This is a genomic window from Streptomyces alanosinicus (assembly GCF_014650595.1).
GTDB lineage: Bacteria > Actinomycetota > Actinomycetes > Streptomycetales > Streptomycetaceae > Streptomyces > Streptomyces alanosinicus.
The window spans coordinates 1-17,571 of record NZ_BMVG01000076.1 but is presented as its reverse complement, the minus strand read 5'-3'; the positions used below and the strand labels follow the sequence as shown (position 1 = coordinate 17,571).

General features: G+C 72.5%; 16 protein-coding genes. 11 read left to right on the top strand and 5 right to left on the bottom strand.

The window, feature by feature from the left end; genetic code table 11:
- The 3 genes from IE277_RS45415 to IE277_RS45405 form a co-directional block, all read left to right on the top strand.
- Positions 1-536: biotin/lipoyl-containing protein (locus IE277_RS45415; protein ID WP_189959817.1), on the top strand; the 536-nt coding region annotated here is incomplete at its 5' end.
- 3 nt (positions 537-539) lie between these two features.
- Positions 540-1,481 (top strand): alpha/beta hydrolase, encoded by a 942-nt coding sequence (locus IE277_RS45410; RefSeq protein WP_229882552.1) that lies wholly within the window; start codon positions 540-542, stop codon positions 1,479-1,481.
- Positions 1,478-2,212 (top strand): 4'-phosphopantetheinyl transferase family protein, encoded by a 735-nt coding sequence (locus IE277_RS45405; RefSeq protein ID WP_229882551.1) that lies wholly within the window; start codon positions 1,478-1,480, stop codon positions 2,210-2,212. Before IE277_RS45410 ends, IE277_RS45405 begins: the two co-directional genes overlap by 4 nt.
- Positions 2,213-2,222: 10 nt before the next feature.
- Here the strand turns inward: IE277_RS45405 and IE277_RS45400 are convergent, their stop codons facing one another.
- Positions 2,223-2,732: a DinB family protein gene (locus IE277_RS45400; protein ID WP_229882550.1), complete on the bottom strand. Its 510-nt coding sequence runs from the start codon at positions 2,730-2,732 to the stop codon at positions 2,223-2,225.
- Positions 2,733-2,810: 78 nt separating this feature from the next.
- Positions 2,811-3,617, bottom strand: coding sequence for a TrmB family transcriptional regulator (locus IE277_RS45395; protein ID WP_189959816.1), 807 nt, complete (start codon positions 3,615-3,617; stop codon positions 2,811-2,813).
- A 267-nt stretch (positions 3,618-3,884) separates the two neighbouring features.
- Here IE277_RS45395 and IE277_RS45390 point away from each other — a divergent pair, with 267 nt between their 5' ends.
- Both IE277_RS45390 and IE277_RS45385 read left to right on the top strand, forming a co-directional pair.
- Positions 3,885-5,144: a S53 family peptidase gene (locus tag IE277_RS45390; protein ID WP_229882549.1), complete on the top strand. Its 1,260-nt coding sequence runs from the start codon at positions 3,885-3,887 to the stop codon at positions 5,142-5,144.
- A gap of 199 nt (positions 5,145-5,343) precedes the next feature.
- Positions 5,344-5,709: a hypothetical protein gene (locus IE277_RS45385; RefSeq protein ID WP_189959818.1), complete on the top strand. Its 366-nt coding sequence runs from the start codon at positions 5,344-5,346 to the stop codon at positions 5,707-5,709.
- 21 nt (positions 5,710-5,730) lie between these two features.
- Here IE277_RS45385 and IE277_RS45380 read toward each other — a convergent pair whose 3' ends face one another.
- Entirely contained in the window at positions 5,731-6,093 is a 363-nt protein-coding gene (locus tag IE277_RS45380) for a hypothetical protein (RefSeq protein WP_189959815.1), read from the bottom strand.
- 352 nt (positions 6,094-6,445) lie between these two features.
- Here IE277_RS45380 and IE277_RS45375 point away from each other — a divergent pair, with 352 nt between their 5' ends.
- The gene (locus IE277_RS45375; protein WP_189959814.1) at positions 6,446-9,379 is read left to right on the top strand and encodes an AfsR/SARP family transcriptional regulator; all 2,934 of its coding nucleotides are present in this window, start codon (positions 6,446-6,448) and stop codon (positions 9,377-9,379) included.
- 43 nt (positions 9,380-9,422) lie between these two features.
- On the opposite strand, the gene IE277_RS45370 is transcribed toward IE277_RS45375, so the two are convergent.
- Together IE277_RS45370 and IE277_RS45365 are read right to left on the bottom strand one after the other, a co-directional pair.
- On the bottom strand, positions 9,423-10,238 hold the full coding sequence (locus tag IE277_RS45370) for a cutinase family protein (protein ID WP_189959813.1): 816 nt from the start codon (positions 10,236-10,238) through the stop codon (positions 9,423-9,425).
- A 184-nt stretch (positions 10,239-10,422) separates the two neighbouring features.
- Positions 10,423-12,081 carry an esterase-like activity of phytase family protein gene (locus IE277_RS45365; protein WP_189959812.1) on the bottom strand — a complete coding sequence of 553 codons (1,659 nt, stop codon included), beginning with the start codon at positions 12,079-12,081 and terminating at the stop codon, positions 10,423-10,425.
- Between the two features lie 393 nt (positions 12,082-12,474).
- Between IE277_RS45365 and IE277_RS45360 the strand changes: the two genes are divergently transcribed.
- The 5 genes from IE277_RS45360 (at position 12,475) to IE277_RS45340 (ending at position 17,065) form a co-directional block, all read left to right on the top strand.
- Complete coding sequence (locus tag IE277_RS45360; protein ID WP_189959810.1) at positions 12,475-13,059, top strand: TetR/AcrR family transcriptional regulator; 585 nt, start codon at positions 12,475-12,477, stop codon at positions 13,057-13,059.
- Between the two features lie 76 nt (positions 13,060-13,135).
- Positions 13,136-14,356, top strand: a complete 1,221-nt coding sequence (locus IE277_RS45355; protein ID WP_189959808.1) for an MFS transporter — start codon at positions 13,136-13,138, stop codon at positions 14,354-14,356.
- 50 nt (positions 14,357-14,406) lie between these two features.
- The gene (locus IE277_RS45350) at positions 14,407-15,339 is read left to right on the top strand and encodes an MBL fold metallo-hydrolase (RefSeq protein ID WP_189959806.1); all 933 of its coding nucleotides are present in this window, start codon (positions 14,407-14,409) and stop codon (positions 15,337-15,339) included.
- 138 nt (positions 15,340-15,477) lie between these two features.
- Entirely contained in the window at positions 15,478-15,687 is a 210-nt protein-coding gene (locus tag IE277_RS45345; protein ID WP_053923779.1) for a hypothetical protein, read from the top strand.
- Positions 15,674-17,065, top strand: coding sequence for an amidase (locus IE277_RS45340; protein WP_189959804.1), 1,392 nt, complete (start codon positions 15,674-15,676; stop codon positions 17,063-17,065). The genes IE277_RS45345 and IE277_RS45340 overlap by 14 nt, the downstream gene beginning before the upstream one ends.
- Positions 17,066-17,571 lie beyond the last annotated feature (506 nt).

Here is a 17,571-nt window from a genome sequence, read left to right as displayed (position 1 = left end):
CCGCCATCCCCTTCCACCGCGCGGTCGTCAAGGACCCCGCCTTCGCCCCCGAACTCACCGACTCCACCGACCCGTTCACCGTCCACACCCGCTGGATCGAGACCGAGTTCGCCAACGAGATCAAACCCTTCGCCGCACCCGCCGACACCGAGACGGACGAGGAGAGCGGCCGCGAGACCGTCGTCGTCGAGGTCGGCGGCAAACGACTGGAGGTCTCGCTGCCCAGGTCCCTCGGTGCCACGGCGAGTGCCGCGCCGGCCGAGACGGCCGTACGGTCCAAACGCCGTACCCGGGCCGGGAGTTCGGGCCCAGCAGTCTCCGGCGACACCCTCGCCTCCCCGATGCAGGGCACGATCGTCAAGGTCGCCGTCGAGGAGGGCCAGGAGGTCAAGGAGGGCGACCTGGTCGTCGTCCTGGAGGCCATGAAGATGGAACAACCCATCACCGCACACAAGGCAGGCACGGTCGTCGGCCTGACCTCCGAGGCCGGCGCGTCCGTCACCGCCGGGTCCGCGATCTGCGACATCAAGGAGTAGACCGTGCCCGATCCCGTACCTGCTCCCGTACCTGATCCCGTGCCCACGCCCGTGCCCGCTCCCGTACCCGCTCCCGTACGCCAGGTCTCCGTGCAGGCCCACGGCGTCCAGCTCTCCGGTCTGCTCTGCGAACCCGTCTCCCGGACGCCCCGCGCGATGGTCGTGGCGCTGCACGGTGCCGGCATGCGCGCCGGGTACTTCCACGGGCAGGCCCATCCCAGCCTCTCGCTGCTCACCCTGGGTGCCGCGCTCGGCTTCTCCGTGCTGGCGCTGGACCGGCCCGGCTACGGCAGCTCCAGCGCCCGCTTCCCCGACGGCCGGTCGCTGACCGAACAGTCCGCGGCCCTGCACGCCGCCCTCGCCGACATCCGCGGCCGGTACGCGACCGGCGCCGGGATCTTCCTGCTCGCCCACTCCTTCGGCGGCAAGCTGGCCCTCACCCACGCCGCGGAGAGCCCGGCGGGCCACCTCCTCGGCGTGGACGTCTCCGGGTGCGGCCACCAGTACGCCGCCGGCAGCGACAAGGTCCTCGGCTCCCAGGACCGGCGGGCCGCCTGGCAGCTCCACTGGGGCCCGCTGCGCCTCTACCCCGCCCGCACCCACACCACCAGCCGCGGCCTCGTCGCCCCGATGCCCCCGCGCGAGACGGCGGACGCCCTGACCTGGCCCTCGGTCTTCCGCACCCTCGCCCCCCGTATCCGCCTCCCGGTCCGCCTCACCTTCGCCGAGCACGAGCGCTGGTGGCGCCACGACGACCAGGCCCTGGACGAGATACGCGACGCCGTGTCCGGGGCTCCCGTGCAGGTGGACCGGCAGCCCGACGCGGGCCACAACATCAGCCTCGGCTGGGCCGCCCGCCGGTACCACCTGCGCGCGCTCGAAGGCTTCGCCGCCCGCCTGGGACAGCGCCTGCCCCACCCGCCGCTGCCCGTGTCACACCCGTGATCGCGTCGCTGCTGCCCCCCGCGGCCCGCGCGGCCGAACTCCTCCGCGTCCCGCCCGGATCCGGCCCCGGATCCGGCCCCGGCACCGCTCCCGAGCCCGACGGTCCCAGCGCCGCCCTGCACCCCCGGGAAGCCGCCCATCTCGAACACGCCCTGCCCAAACGCCGCCGTGAGTTCACCGCCACCCGGGTCTGCGCCCGCCGCGCCCTGCGGGCACTCGGCATCCCGCCCGCCCCGATCCTGCCCGGATCCCATGGAGCGCCGCAGTGGCCCGCGGGTGTCGTCGGGAGCCTGACGCACCGGCGGGGCTACTGCGCCGCGGCCGTGGCCCGCGCCACCGACCTCCTGGCCCTGGGCATCGACGCCGAGCCCAACGCACCGCTGCCCCCGGCCGTCGTGACCACCTTCGCCCTGCCCGAGGAACGCCGGCACCTGCGCGCGCACCCCGACCACCCCGGCGTGCACCGTGACCGGCTCCTGTTCAGCGCGAAGGAGTCCGTCTACAAGGCCTGGTTCCCGCTGACCCAGCGGGTCCTGCGCCCCCAGGACATCCAGATCGTCCTCCCCGGCCCGCCGGCCGGCCCCGCACCCCGCACGGGCACCTTCCACGCCCATGTCCTCGCGGGGGCCGGCCCGCCCGCCTCGTTCGCCGGGCGCTGGCTGGCGCACCCGGATCTCATCCTCACCGCGGTCGCCGTCCCGCACCCGGCGCCCGCCCGCGAGCCGGGGTGAGACACCCGGGTCAGGCGCCGACCGTGCCGTCCACGCCCTCGCGGAGGAAGTCGGCGTGGCCGTTGTGGCGGCCGTACTCCAGGATCATGTGGAGCATCACCATCCGCAGGGACACGTCCTCGCCCCAGCGCGGCTGGTGTCCGGCGAGGTCCAGGGACTCGGCCTCGCGCTCGATGCGGCGCGAGTGCTCGACCTCGGCCCGCCACACCGCGAACGCCTCCTCGGCGCTCGCGTCCGTGGTGTCGTAGGCGGCCTGGAAGTCGAACTCCTTCTCCGACCAGAGCATCGGGGCGGACCGGTCGTCGAACACCCGGCGGAACCAGGCGCGTTCCACCTCGGCCAGATGCCGGACCAGCGCGAGCAGCGAGAGCGTCGACGGCGGGCTGGACCGCTCCTTGAGCTGCTCCTCCGTCAGCCCCTCGCACTTCATCTCCAGCGTGGCCCGGTGGAGTTCCAGAAACGCCCGCAGCGTCTCACGCTCCGTGCCGAAGTGGGGCGGGCCAATGCGCTCGACGGTCACGACGGGTACCTCTCGTTGGGGTCGGCTGGGCGTCGAACGTACCCCGGCCCGCTCCGCCGGTCACGCCCCGGGCTCCGCTCACTCGTCCCAGGACACGGCCTGTGTCCACACCGTGTGGAAAGCCAGGCGCAGACAGGCCGCGAGGGCCGGGTGTTCGATGAAGAGGGTGGTGGTGGAGTCGGTGCCGGCCACCGGGTCGGGCATGTCGCACAGGACGAGGGAGGCGTCAGCGATGACGAGTTTGAGCGGGAGTTCGGGAGCGAAGCGGGCCTCCTCCCCCGCCGCGGCGAAGCGCCGTACGTGCTCCATCGTCTCGGGGTCGCCCAGGGTGTCGTCGAGGTAGATCGCCCGGACCGTGCCGCCCGACCGGTGCAGCCGGCGGACCACCTCTATGCCCTCGGCGTTCTCGGCGGGGGCGACGAACGGCGGTTTGCAGAAGGTGAGCAGTTCGTGCCGGGCCTGGCGCTGGATGTCGGCGAAGCGCTCGGCGATCGCCTTCGGGTCGCGTGTGATCTCGATGTAGTTCAGCGGGTCGGTGTGTTCCCGCCCCTGGGACCACAGGGGTTGCAGGACACCGGCCAGCCCCTGCGAGACCCGCTCCAGCCGCTCGGCGGCCTCCCGGCGCACCGCCATCAGCCGCGCGAGGGCCAGCTCGGGCGTGACGGCGGAGTAGGTGGTCACCCGGCCGGGGTGCGCGGAGGCCAGTTGACGCCGTACGAGCCCGTCCAGCACGTCGTACACCCGCTGGCGCGGCACATCGGCTTCCCTGGCCACCTCGGCGGCCGTGTAAGAACCACGCCTGATGAGCGTCAGGTAGACCCGTGCCTCGTACCGGGCCAGACCCAGCGACATCAGGTCATTGATGGTTCCGTCTTCAAGCTCCATGGCTGCACAACGTACCCGTCGACGCGGAGGAGTTGGGTGCAAGGTTTTTACCAACTGTGTCTGTTGCGTTCGGCGAATTGTCCATAGCCTCGTCATAGCCACCACTGACCGGGGTGGCAGCACAACAGAATGCCCGATAGCCGACTCCGCCCGGCACCCCCAACGGAAAGCGGTTGTCATGCACGCGTCACGCACGCACGTGGCCTGCACGACCCCGCCTCCGGCCGCCGACGCGGAGCCACCCATCCCCCCACGGAGGGCAGTTCATTGCAGTCTCATCGCAGAAGGTCCCTGATACGCCGCGGCGCGCCCGCGCTGCTGTCCGCAGCGGCCCTGATCTCCGGCGGCCTCGCCGTCGCCTCCCAGTCGTCGGCCTTCGCGACCACGACCTCGACCACCAGCGCCTCGTCCACCGCCTCCGCGGTGCACACCCGCCAGCTGTGTTCGGAACCCACCAAGCCCGGCTACATGGCCTGCCAGTCGGTCGTCCGCACGGACCTCTCTCCGCAGAAGTCCCTCGGCCGCCACGACACCCCTAAGGGCTTCGGACCGGCCGACCTGCAGTCCGCCTACAACCTTCCCAAGGACGGCGGCAAGGGCGCCACCGTCGCGATCGTCGACGCCAACGACGACCCGAACGCCGAGAAGGACCTGGCCGCCTACCGCTCCCAGTACGGCCTGCCGGAGTGCAGCACCGGCAACGGCTGCTTCAAGAAGATCGACCAGGACGGCGGCACCAACTACCCCTCGCCCGACGCCGGTTGGGCCGGAGAGATCTCCCTCGACGTCGACATGGTCAGCGCGGCCTGCCCGCAGTGCAAGATCCTGCTCGTCGAGGCCAAGTCGGCCAACATGGACGACCTCGGCGCGGCCGTGAACCAGGCCGTCAAGCAGGGCGCCAAGTACGTCTCCAACAGCTACGGCGGCGGCGAGGAGACCAACGACACCAAGGCCGACGAGCAGTACTTCAAGCACCCCGGCGTCGCCATCACCGTGAGCTCCGGTGACAGCGGCTACGGCGTCGAGTACCCGGCCGCCTCGCAGTACGTCACCGCCGTCGGCGGCACCTCGCTGAAGAAGGACAGCAGCACCCGCGGCTGGTCCGAGTCGGTGTGGGGCACCTCCGCGGGCGGCGACGGAGCGGGCTCCGGCTGCTCGCAGTACGACGCCAAGCCGTCCTGGCAGAAGGACACCGACTGCGCCAAGCGCGCCGTCGCCGACGTCGCGGCCGTCGCCGACCCGGCCACCGGTCTCGCCGTCTACGACACCTACCAGGCCAGCGGCTGGAACGTGTACGGCGGCACCAGCGCCTCCGCGCCGTTCATCGCCGGCACGTACGCCCTCGCGGGCGCCCCGGGCTCGGGTGACGTCCCCGCGTCGTACCCCTACGCCCACCCGGACAAGCTGAACGACGTCACCGACGGCTCCAACGGCTCCTGCAGCAACTACCTGTGCAAGGCGGGCAAGGGCTACGACGGCCCGACCGGCCTGGGCACCCCGAACGGTGTCGCGGCCTTCACCAAGTAGGCCGTAGCAGACCTCAGCAGAGCGGAACCCAGGCGGCCCGTGCGCGACGCGCACGGGCCGTCCCGGCTGTCAGTGGTCATTGACCGGTCTCACCGGAGTTTGACGACAGGGCCTGGGGAGCCTGTGGATCAGACCGCGTACCCTCGGCTCCGTGTCCCGCCATTCGAAGAGGATCCGTCGGCTGGTTGCCGACGGGCGCATGTATCTGTGGACGCTTCGCCACAGCCATAGCGTGATGGACAGCAGCCGGTCCTGCCGCGAGACCCTCATGCTGTACCCGCAGCCTGCCGGCACTGGTGGCCCACTGCGCATCGTCTTCACCGAAGGCCCGGGCCGCTACGTCCCAGGCGGTGCTCCCTTGGGCTCTGGAGACGTGGGACACACCCGAGGTGCCTCCCTGAACCTGCACGAACCCGGCGCCGTCCGGGCCTTGCTCGACGCGGCGTCGGCCTGCGGCTGGCAGCCGGGGGTGCGGCGGGTGGTGGAGATCGACGGCTGGTGCCTGTTGGAGGCGGCAGCCGCCGCGCGGGCCCGGGCCACCGACCCCGCGGGCCCGAGAGATTGACGCCGATGACTTCGTTGTACGTCACCTCGTGCCGTGCTCCTGTGGCCACTGTCCGGTGATCCTGCCGTCGGGTGTCAGGGTGAACCGGGTGCCGTCCATCACCGTCGTGGCACTGGCTCGCGTGCCGTACGCCTCCATGGTGAAGTCCTCCGCTTTCCCCATGTGCACGTACGCTTCAGCGGCGTTGCTCCACGAGTTGACCCGCACCCGCACTCCCCAGTGGTTCACCTGCGGCTTCTCCCGCCACGGCCCCCAGCTGCTCTGCGGCAGCAACCCTGTGCCTCGGCCCGAGAACACGTACCAGCTCGCGAGGCCAAGCAGGATCACAGCGGCGGCGAGCGCAAACGCGGTCGACCGGCGAAGGATGCGGGAGGAGAGAGCCACGTGACGGGTTCCTTCATGGTTCGGGGAGGGCATCGCCGCAGTAACAAGACGGTCCCCGGCCGGGCCGCGTTCCTGACCGTCGGGATGACTGCCTGACCAGCATGCTCCCTACGCGGACGTGAGGCACAGGGCCTCTCGGATCGGGCTACTGATCAAGCGATCACTCCATGATCGTGAAGTCGGACCATGTGGTGCCGGCGTATGTGAGAGGCGCAGGTCTTGTGGGGGTCGCCGTGGGGCGGGCGGGGGCGGATAGGCTCCCCGTGTGCCGATCCCGCGCGAGTTATCCACGGACGCAAATCAGCAACTTCGATTCGCTCTGCTCGGGCCGCCACAGGCCTCGCGCGGGGACATGAGTCTGGAGCTCGGGCCGGTTCGCGAACAGGCGCTCCTGGTCGCTCTGCTGCTACGACCAGGCAGGACGGTCAGCCGCCGGCAGCTGCTCGACGGGGTGTGGGGTACGGAGCCCCCCGGCACGGGCGACCGGGTGATCCCGGTCTATGTGCACCGGTTGCGCCGGCGGCTGGATGCTGACGGAAAGACCTCGGCGGATTCCGTGATCGACACCGTGCGCGGCGGCTACCGCTTCGCCCCGCGCCGTGCGGATGTGGATGTGGCGGCGTGGGAGCGGCTCGCCGCCGAGGGGCGGGCGGCGCGGGACGGCGGGGACCTGGACGCCGCGGTGGACACCTGGTCCAGGGCGCTGGGACTGTTCCGCGGTGAGCCCCTGGCGGGGATTCCCGGGCCTTTCGCGGAGGGGGAGCGCCTGCGGCTGGCGGAGCAGCGGCTCGGGCTGGTGCAGGAGACGGTGGACTGCCGCCTCAGGTCGGGGCGGCACGCCGAGGCGGTCGGCGAGCTGTTCTCCCTGACCACGGCCCACCCCTACAACGAGGCGCTGGCCGCCCTGCTCATGCGCGCCCTGTACGCCGGCAACCGGCAGGCCGACGCGCTGGACGTCTACGCCGCGGTGCGCCGCCGGCTGGTGGACGAGCAGGGCGTGGAGCCCGGCGCCGAACTGCGCCGGGTGCACGAGGCGGTCCTCCGGGGCGACGACGAATTCCTGCTCGGCGCGGGCGCGGGCGCGGTACGGCAGGGGCCGGCGACGCCGCCCCCGGCGGGACCGCGGCCGCCCGCGCCACCGGTGGCACCGGTGGGTGACTCTGCCCCGCCCGTGCGCGCTCGGCTCGTCCGGCATGAACTGCCCGTGGAAATAGGCAACTTCACGGGGCGGGAGCGGGAGTACGAGCTGCTCGTCGCGCCCGTGGACGCGCGGGTGGTCACCGTCCGGGCCGTGGACGGCATGGCGGGGGTCGGCAAGACCGCCCTGGTGGTGCGCGCGGCACGGGCGCTGCGGGAGCAGTACCCCGACGGCTGTCTGTTCGTGGAGCTGCACGGGCACCGCGAGGACCGCGAGACGGTGGGCCGGGAACGCGTACTGCGCCGGCTGCTGCGCGCGGTGGGGGCCGGCGAGGGCGAGGACTGCGAGGACCTCGACGAACTGGCCGCGTCGTGGCGGGCGGCGACCGCCTCCCGCCGGCTGCTGCTCGTGCTCGACGACGCCTCCCGCGCCGAACAGGTACGACCGCTGCTGCCCGCCGGTTCCGGCAGCGTGGTGATGGTGACGAGCCGGCGGCGGCTGACGGGGCTGGACGCGGACCGCAGGGTCTCGCTGCCCCCGCTCGGACTCGACGAGGCGGCGGGACTGCTGAGCCGTATCGTCGGCGGCGAGGGATCAGAGCGCGAGCACGCCGCCGTACGCGAACTGGCCGCGCTGTGCGGCCGGCTTCCGCTGGCGCTGCGGATCGTCGGGGCGCGGATCCAGGACCGCCCGTCGTGGGCGGTGGAAGCGCTGGTGGCACGGCTGACCGACGACGAGCGCCGGCTCGACGAACTGGCCGTGGAGGACCGCAGCGTCGAGGCCGCGTTCCGGCTCTCCTACGCCCAGCTGCCGGCCGCCGAGCAGCGCGCCTTCCGCGCCCTCGGGCTGTCCCCCACCGTACGGCTGGACCGGCTGACGCTGGCCGCCCTGCTGGGCTCGGCCCCCGCCGAGGCCGAGCGCGTCCTGGAGAGCCTGGCGGACGCGAGCCTGGTGCAGCGGGTGACCGCCGACCGCTACCGGCTGCACGACCTGGTGGCGGTCTACGCCCGGCGGGTCGCCGCCGTCTCGCCCGACGAGGCCGCGGCGGCCCGCACCCGGGTGCTCCGGCTGTATGTGGCCGCCGCACGCCGCTCCAGCGACTGGGGCGCCTCGTCCTTCCCGACCGGCCCGCAGGGCAACGGCCCCTTCACGGACTGGGAGGAGGCCGCGGTCTGGCTGGACGCGGCCGGCGGTGAACTCACCGATGTGATCACGCAGGCGGTGGCCCTGGGCCGACTGGACGAGGCCTGCTGGATCGCCGAGGGACTGGTCGACTACCTGACCCGGCAGGGCAGGTTCCACGAGTGCCGCACCGCGCTGGAGACGCTGCTGCCGCTGCTGGACCGCGCCACCGACCGGCGGATGGACTGCGCACTGCGCACCGGCCTGGGCATCATGTACGGGCTCCAGGGCCGTTACCAGCAGGCCCGGACCTGGTTCGCCCAGTCGCTGGACATCAGCCGCCGGGCCGGTGACCGGCATCAGCAGGCCAGAGCCGCGGCCGGCCTCGGGACGTTCGCCAATCTGGAGGGGCGGATAGCCGAGTCCATGGCCCACTTCGCCGAAGTCATCGGCCTGGTCGGCCGGTTGACGGACGACGACTGGCTCAACGGTTCGGTCTCGACCCGCGTCGGCGACGTGCACCACCAGCTCGGCGAGTACGACAAGGCCTACGACTGCTACCTGGAGGCGATCGCCCTGGCGGAGCGGACGGGCAGTCCCCGGCTGCTCGGCAAGACGCTGCTGCGGCTCGGCGGTCTCCAGCTCGACCTCGGGCGGCCGGCCGAGGCCGTGGGCACCCTGGGCAAGGCCGAGGACCTGGCCAGACGGCTCGGGGACGTGCCCCTGTACTCCGCCGTCCTCGGCAGGCTGTCCACCGCGGAGGCCGAGCTGGGCAACGCCGGGGCGGCGGCCGAACTGCTGCGCCGCTCCCAGGCGTTGCTGGACGAGCAGACCGGGACCGCGTCGGAGATCGCGATACGCCACCGGCTGATCTGGCACGGCGTCGTCGCGGAAGACCTCGCCGGAGCGCGTGACTTCTTCGAGCGGGGCACCGCCCTGCCCACCGCGGACGCCAACCGCGCGAGGATCTCCCGCGTCCTGGACGACCTCGGCCGCCGACGGCGGACGAGCGCCGACAACGCGTAGTCCCCACCCCGGCGCGTGTCGGCGGCTCGCCGCTGTCAGGTGCCTACGCCGCGGGGCCCCCGTCCGCGTTCCTCCACTGGACGCCGTCATTGCCGTGGTCGGCGAGCGTCTGCGGGATGACGAACGCCGGGTACTTCGGGTGCAGGGTGAAGTAGTTGGGCAGGTTGAGCGGAGACCTCAGGTCGCAGATCGGGTCGGCGACGATGCAGTACCGGGAGACCGGGACACCGTCGAACTCCGCCGGGCCGGCGCCGGCCGAGGTGGCCACCCCGGGCAGGCCCAGCCCCTTGGGGATGTGCGACGTGAGGCCGGTGTCGGGCTGCATCGGGTCGGCGTAGAGCACACCGTCGACCTGGTCGCGGGGGACGCCGGTGTTGCCGCTCGCGATGGTCTGCAGGACCTGGTCGGCGGCCTGGGCACCCTGGGAGTAGCCGGTGATCGTGATGCGCGCGTCGGGGTGCTGGCGGTGGGTGTCCTCCGCCGCCTGCAGGCCCTTCTCGTAGCCCTGCCGGACGCTGGCGTCGTAGGTCGGCGCGGTGAGGGCCTCGGGGTGCAGCCCGGTGACGGGGTCGACGAGCGAGCCGGTCGGGCCGATGATCGGGCCCGCGGTGGCCGGGTAGCACACCTTGATCGCGTGGTCGCCGAGCCCGAGGGCGTTGTTCGCGGCGTCGTAGGAGGAGTTGGTGGTGGGGCAGTCGGGCTGGTTGGTCGTCTGACCGGTGCCGCCGATCTCGATGTAGTAGTGGTCGGCGTCGGCCGCGTGGGCGGCGGCGGGGAACGCGACGGCGCTGCCGGCCGCCAGCGCCGCCGTCATGACCGCGGTGCGCACCGCCCGTGCCGTCCTGCTCGTTTTCGACATTGCCTGATCTCCCCGGTTTGTTGGACGTGCCCGGCAACGAACGGATCAGACGCTAGGCAGGGCTGTTCACATCGCGATGACATACCGATGACTGCGCTGGTGGGACGGCTGCCGGCCGTTGCCGGCCCGCGCTGGGGAGGTGCCGCGGGCCGGCGCCGGGGTCAGTTGGCGGTGAGCGCCGGGGTCACGTGACGGTGATCGTCACGGTCGCCGTGCCGGTCGCGGCGGGCAGCCGGGTGGTGTCGACGGCCAGGTACTCGCCGTCGTCCTGCGCACCGTCCGGGAGGGTCTTGGCGTGCAGGGCGTACGGCGGGTTCGGGGTGGCGGCGGAGACCCCGTCGACGCCGAAGTCGCTGTCGTTGCTGACGACGACGGTGCTGCCGCCGTCGGTCGTGGCGACGCCCTCGATCTTGTCGTGGCCGAAGAAACCGCCGGTCGGGTCGAGACCGGTGAGCAGGGCGCCGAGGTCGAGGTGGAGGCTCTTGGCGACGGGGGTGATACCGGCCGACTTCAGGGCGGCCGTGGCACCGGCCGTGTCAACGGCGCCCACGGAGGCCTCGATCGTCTGCCGGGCCGCCCCGACGAGGAGGCCGCCCCTGGCCGCGTCGTACGCGGCGCCCGGCACCGTGGCCGACGGGCCGACGTCGGTGGCGCCGGAGATGTCGATGGCGAACAGCTTCTTGTAGGCGCCCGGTTCGGTGTTGCCGTCCCGTTCGTCGACGAGGAAGCGGGTGCCGCCGAGGGCGGTGATCTCGCTGACGGCGCCGCTGTTCGTCCTGGGGTCGTCGAGCAGGTACAGGTACTCGTGCGTGGCGTGGGTGCGCAGGTCGTAGGTGACGATGCGCAGCGTGGTCACGTTCTTGGGCTTGACGCCGCCCGGCAGGTCGGGCTGCTGGAGCGCGGACTGCATGATGCCGACGAGTGTGCGGCCGTCGGGGGTCACGGTCAGCCCCTCCATGCCCTTGTTGGGCACGCGGTTCCTCAGCTCGGCGGGGAGCGAGCCGTCGAACGGGGAGAGGCGCTCCATGGCCCGGCCGTCACGGCCGAAGTGGGTGACGTAGGGTCCGTATTCGTCCGACACCCAGAAGGTGCCGTCCCGCATCGCGACGAGGCCTTCGGAGTCGTAGCCGTACGGGGAGTGCGGCAGCGCCTTGCCGTCGAGGTCGACGAGGTTCTCGCCGGTGCCCGCCTGGGAGTTGACGAGCCCGTTGTACGGGGTGCCGTCCGCGGCGCGCAGCGGGACGGTCCGCTCCAGCACGGCCTTGGTGCCCTTCAGCCGGAACTTCCCGATCGCGGGGTCGAAGTCCGGCAGTGGCAGCATCTTGTCGCCGTTCGGTGTGTCGACGTTCGGGCCGCGGTCGGTGAGGCCGTAGAACTCGTCCTCGGAACCGGGCACCGGGTACAGCGACGAGCCGTACGCCCCGGCGGTCACCGGCACCCCGCCGATGACGGCGAGGGGCTTCAGCCGGGTCCGGTACAGCCGTACGGCGTCGCTGACCTTGTAGGTGAAGGTGTCGGTGCCGTGGTAGCCGGCGTCGGGGGTGTAGCGGAACGAACCGTCCTGGTGGAGGGCGAGGGTGCCGTGGGCGGTCTTGGTGTGCGCGACGAGGGTCACCGGGCTGCCGCTGTCGTCGGCCAGGACGCCGTGCCGTGCGCCGACGGTCAGGGTCCGCCCGGCGTGCGCGGTGTAGGAGTCGTCGCGTGCCTGGAGCTTCGGCGTACCGGTGTGGACCTTCGGCGTACCGGCGGTGAGCTTCGGCGTGCCGGCGTCCGCCGGTCCGGTGCCGGCCAGGGACAGGACGACGGCCGTAGCGGCCGCGGTCGCGATTCCCAGACGGTTCATCTGATCCCCTCCTCGACACGCGTCACGGTGACGCGCGAGCGGAAGTCTGAGCACCGCGCATGGCCGGGGGGCGTCCGGAAGGTACGGACCGGGTAAAGCATGCCGTGAGCACGTGAGTTGAGCGGTCGTCGGCGGCGGCGTACTGGATCAGGCCTCCCCTGCGGCCCAGCGAGACGCACTGGTCGAAGCAGCGCAACGGCATGTTCGGGAGCTTGCCGCCGGACAGGCCCCAGAAGGCCGATGAAGATCTTGGAATAGCGGTCAGATTCCAGGAGCCGTTTCGGTTGTGGATCCAGCGTTCGCCTTTGACGACGCCGCGGCAGGGTATGCGGCGATTCCCGTGGGTGACGAGTGGTCGACCGAGACGCAACTTCTTCGCGTTAAGCTGTGCGCATGAGTGCTCGAGCGACCACACGCCCCGGCGGGCGCAGCGCCCGCGTCCAGCAGTCCGTGCACCAGGCCGTCCGTGATCTGGAGGCAGAGGTGGGGCGAGACGCGCTCACCGTGCCGCTGATCGCCGCCCGCGCGGGAGTGACGCCGTCCACCGTCTATCGGCGCTGGGGGGACCTGCGGGAACTGCTGTCCGACGTGGCCGTCGAGCGGTTGCGCCCCGATGGTGCCCCGGCCGACCACGGCAGCCTGCGGGCGGATCTGGAGGCGTGGGCGGTGCAGTTCGCGGAGGAGATGTCCTCGACGGCGGGCCGCACGTACATCCGCGACGCCCTGCTGGGCGATCCCGAGCAGGGCAATGCGGTTCGCTGCTCCGATTACGCCGCCGAGCAGTTGAAGGCCATCGGTGTGCGCGCGGCCGGGCGGGGGGAGGCCGTGCCCGATGTGGAGACCCTGCTGGACGTCGTCGTCGCCCCCCTGATGTACCGCATCCTGTTCCGCCCCTCGGATCTGTCGGCGGCCTACACCGACCGACTCGTGGCGACGGTGCTCGGCCGGAGTTCCGCTCCCCCCACCCCTAAAAGCTAAGGGTTTGCGTTTTGGGGGACGTGGAGTCTACTCTGCCTAATGCAAAGCGTTTGCCTTTAGGTATGAGAGGTGCTCCGTGCTCAGCGTCGTAGCCCCGCCGTCCCCATCCCGCCGCCTGCCCGTGCTGGGCCGCCGCAGCGCCTTCCTCCTCCACGCCTCCGTCCTCGTCGGCCTGTTGGCCGCCTCAAGCGCGCCGACCCCGCTTTACGCCCTCTACCAGGCCGAATGGCACTTCTCGGCGATGACGGTCACCGTCGTGTTCAGCGCCTACGCGCTTGCCCTGCTCGGGGCACTGCTGACTGCGGGCACTCTCTCGGACCACCTGGGCCGGCGCCCGGTCCTCACCGGTGCGCTGCTCGCGGACGCCGCCGCGATGGCCGTCTTCGCCACCGCCCAGGGCGTGACGGCGCTGATCGCCGCCCGGATCCTGCAGGGCCTGGCCACCGGCGTGGCCACCAGCGCCGCCGGAGCAGCCCTGCTCGACTTCGAGGACCCCGACCGCCCGGGACGGGCGACGCTCGCCAACGGCATCACCCCCGTGGCCGGCATGGCGGCCGGCGTGCTGGCCTCCACCGCCCTCGTGCAGTACGCCCCCGCTCCCACCCGCACTGTCTACCTCCTGCTGCTCCTGTTGTTCACCGCGCAGGCGGCCGCGGTGCTTCTCACCGCCGAGACCGCACATCCCCACTCCGGTGCGTGGCGCTCCCTGCGTCCCGGCATCGCCGTCGCCCCCGCCGCCCGCCCGGCCATGCGGCTTCTCGCCCCCGGCGTGGTCGCAGCATGGGCTCTGGGCGGGTTCTACTCCTCCCTCGGTCCCTCGCTCGCCCGGCTCATCGCCCCGCACACGTCCCGCGCCACCGGCGGCCTGGTCTTCTTCGCCCTTACGGCCGCAGCCGGCCTCGCCGTCCACGCCGCGCGGCCACTGCCCGCCCGCACCGCGAGCTCCGCCGGCACCGCGCTCCTGATCCCGGGGGCCCTGCTGACCCTGAGCGGGCCCCACCTGCACAGCCTGCTCGCCCTGTTCGCCGGCACTGCCCTGGCGGGCACCGGCTTCGGCGCCGTCACCCACGGCGCCCTGCGCCTGCTGCTGTCCCCGGCCGCCCCGGGCGAACACGCTGGCACGCTCGCCGCCTACTACGTCCTCAGCTACCTGGCCATGAGCATCCCCGCCGCCCTCGCCGGCCTGCTGACCAACCTGTACGGCCTGCAGACCGCCGTCTCGCTCTACGCCGTGACGGTCATCCTGCTGACCCTGACCGGCCTCGCCCGCGCCGTGCGGCAGCCGAGCACCGGCTGACCCAGTCCCGCCTTCCCGCACCGCCCCGCCCCATCCGAAAGGACCCACCGATGAGCACCGCCACGCCCCGTCAGGCCACTTTCTCCACCGGCACGGGATGGAGCCTCGGCGACATCGCCGTACGCCGCGTCGACGAGATCGAACTGCCGCGCCAGACCGGACCCTGGCTGCTGCCGGACGCCACCAAGGAGGTGCTGGACGAGGCATCGTGGCTGCGTCCGGACTTCGCCGACGCCGACGTCCCCCGCCTGGCGAGCCACAGCTTCGCGGTGGAGGCGGGCGGGCTGCGGATCGTCGTGGACACCGGCATCGGCAACGCCAAGCCGCGCGCCAACCCGGCCTGGAACGGTCTCGACACCGACTTCCCTGGGCGCCTGGCGGCGGCCGGCTTCCCGCCCGAGTCCGTGGACCTGGTGATCACCACGCACCTGCACACCGACCACGTCGGCTGGAACACCCGCCTCGCCGGTGAGGACTGGGTTCCCACCTTCCCCAACGCCCGCTACCTCACCAGCCGCACCGAATGGGACCACTGGGCCGGCACCGACCTGGACGAGGCCCGCCGCCAGATGTTCCGCGACTCCGTCACCCCCGTCCGCGACGCCGGACAGTACGACCTCGTGGACGTGCCCGATCAGGGGCACGAGGTGGCGCCGGGCGTTCTCCTGATCCCTGCCCCGGGCCACACCCCGGGACAGGTCGCCGTGGAACTGCGCGGCAGCGACCGCCGCGCCCTGATCACCGGCGACAGCATCCACCACCCCGTGCAGCTGTCCCACCCCCACGTGAACAGCTGCGTCGACATCGACCCCGCGCAGGCGATCCGCACCCGCGCCGGGCTGCTCGACGCCTTGGCGGACACCGACGCGCTGCTCCTGGGCACCCACTTCCCGCGGCCCACGGCCGGCACCGTCCGCCGGGAGAACGGCCGCTACCGGCTGCTCGCCGAGCCCGGCGTCGAGATCCCGGCCACCGCGGCCTGACCGCGCGAGCGGCCCCGCTCGGCCGCTCCCGCACGGGCCGCTGAGCAGTCGCGCCTGCAGTTGTCTCAAGCGAATTCTTGGCCTTCAGTGCGTCGGTCCACTCCGCCGCTCCAACCTCCACCGAGTGGGAGATCATCCATGTCCGCCGTCGAACTCACACCGCCGGAGGCCGCCCGCTGGGCCGCCCGCGCCGGACTTGTGCTGCCCGCCGAGCGCCACGCCGCGGTCGCCGCGGTCGCCAACCACATCCACAGTGTCGTCGCGGTCCTGCGCGAGCTGGACTTCGCGGACGTCCCGCCCGCCGCCGCCTACCGCGCCGGAGAGGAGAAGCACGATGCAGCCGTATGAGCTGTCCCTCGCCGCCGCCGCGGACGCGATACGTGCCCGGCGACTGTCCCCCGTCGAACTGGTCGACTCCGTCCTCGATCGTATCGAGAAGGTGGAGCCGCACCTCGGCGCCTACGTCACGGTCGCCGCGGAGCAGGCGCGCCGGGCGGCGAGCGCGGCCGAGCACGAAGTGGCGCAAGGCCGTTACCGGGGACCGCTGCACGGCATCCCGATGGGGCTCAAGGACCTGATCGATGTCGGTGGGATGGCCACCACGGCCAGCTCCCGGGTCCGCGCCGACCATCGCGCGACGGCGGACAGCACGGTCGCCGAGCGGTTGGGCGCAGCCGGCGCGATCCTGCTCGGCAAGACCCACACCCACGAATTCGCGTTCGGCCTGACCACCCCGCAGACGCGCAACGCCTGGGACCGCGGCCGGGTCGCCGGTGGTTCCAGCGGCGGCTCGGCGGTCGCCGTCGCGTCGGGCACCGCGACCTTCGCCCTGGGCACCGACACCGGTGGGTCGATCCGGGTGCCCGCCGCGCTCAACGGGGTCGTCGGCCTCAAGCCGACCTACGGTCTCGTCCCCCGTCACGGCGTCACCTCCCTGTCCTGGTCGCTGGACCACGTCGGTCCGGTCACTCGCACGGTCGAGGACGCGGCCCTGGTCCTGACCGCGCTGGCCGGACACGATCCGCGCGACCCCGCCTCGCTGTCCGTGCCCGCCGCGGACTACCGGCCCGGTGCCGGAACGGACCTGACGGGGCTGCGCATCGGCCTGCCGCGCACCTACTACTTCGACGACGTCCACCCGCAGGTGGAGACCGCCGTCCGGCACGCCATCGGGGAGCTGGAAGCCCTGGGCGCACAGCTCGTCGAGGTCGACATCCCGATGACCCGCTACATCCAGGCCACCCAGTGGGGCCTGATGGTGCCGGAGGCCGGCGCCTACCACGAGGGCAGCCTGCGCACGGTCCCCGAGCTGTACCAGGAGGATGTCCGCATCCTCCTGGAGGCCAGCGAGTTGATGAGCGCCGGTGACTACGTGCGCGCTCAACGCTCCCGCACGCTCATGCGCGCCAAGTGGGCCCGGATGCTGGAGGAGGTCGACGTGATCGCCGCCCCGAGTGTCCCGATGCCCGCGGTCGGGGCCGACGAGGAGACGGTCACCTGGCCCGACGGCACGGTCGAGGGCGTCTCCGACGCCTATGTACGCCTCTCCGCCCCCGCCAACATCACCGGAGTGCCCGCCCTGACCGTTCCGGTCGGCCACGACTCGGCGGGCATGCCGATCGGCATGCAGCTGCTCGGCCGACCCCTCGGTGAGCCTGTGCTCCTGCGGGTCGGCCACGCCTACGAACAGACGCAGCCCGCCCGCGCACTCGCCACAGCGGCCTGAATTTTCGCACTCCCCGGCCAACGCGCGGGACCTCGTTGGCCGGGTAGCGCGCCCGCGCTCCTGTGCGCGGCAGGCCGGGTCTCGTACCACAACCTCGTGAGCTGGTGCCGCCGAGCGTCCCGCCGGAACTGTGCGGGCGGTTGGCGCACGCCTGGGGGGCAGGCGCGCCAGCGAAGATTGTCCGCCCGGGACTGATGAGGACAACAACCGTTGCCGTGAACGGCCCCCACCTCGGCGCCCTCGTCCGCGTGGAGCCCGCTTCGAACGCGGCCACCTCCTCGAACTCCCCGGGCCCGCCGCGGCATGACCGCGAACTTCGCGGGACCGAGGGCCGCCGGTTCCAAAGGCACCTGCCGAGCGTCGCGGGGGTGACGGGCTGTCCGGTCCGGCGCCCGGGGGTTCCCCGCCTTGCGAAGCACGCATGGATGGGGGTCCCCCCGCCTGGGGGCTGGGGGCGCCGCGCGCTGATCCGGCCTGATCCGTGAGAGAGGGCCGCCGGGCGGGCC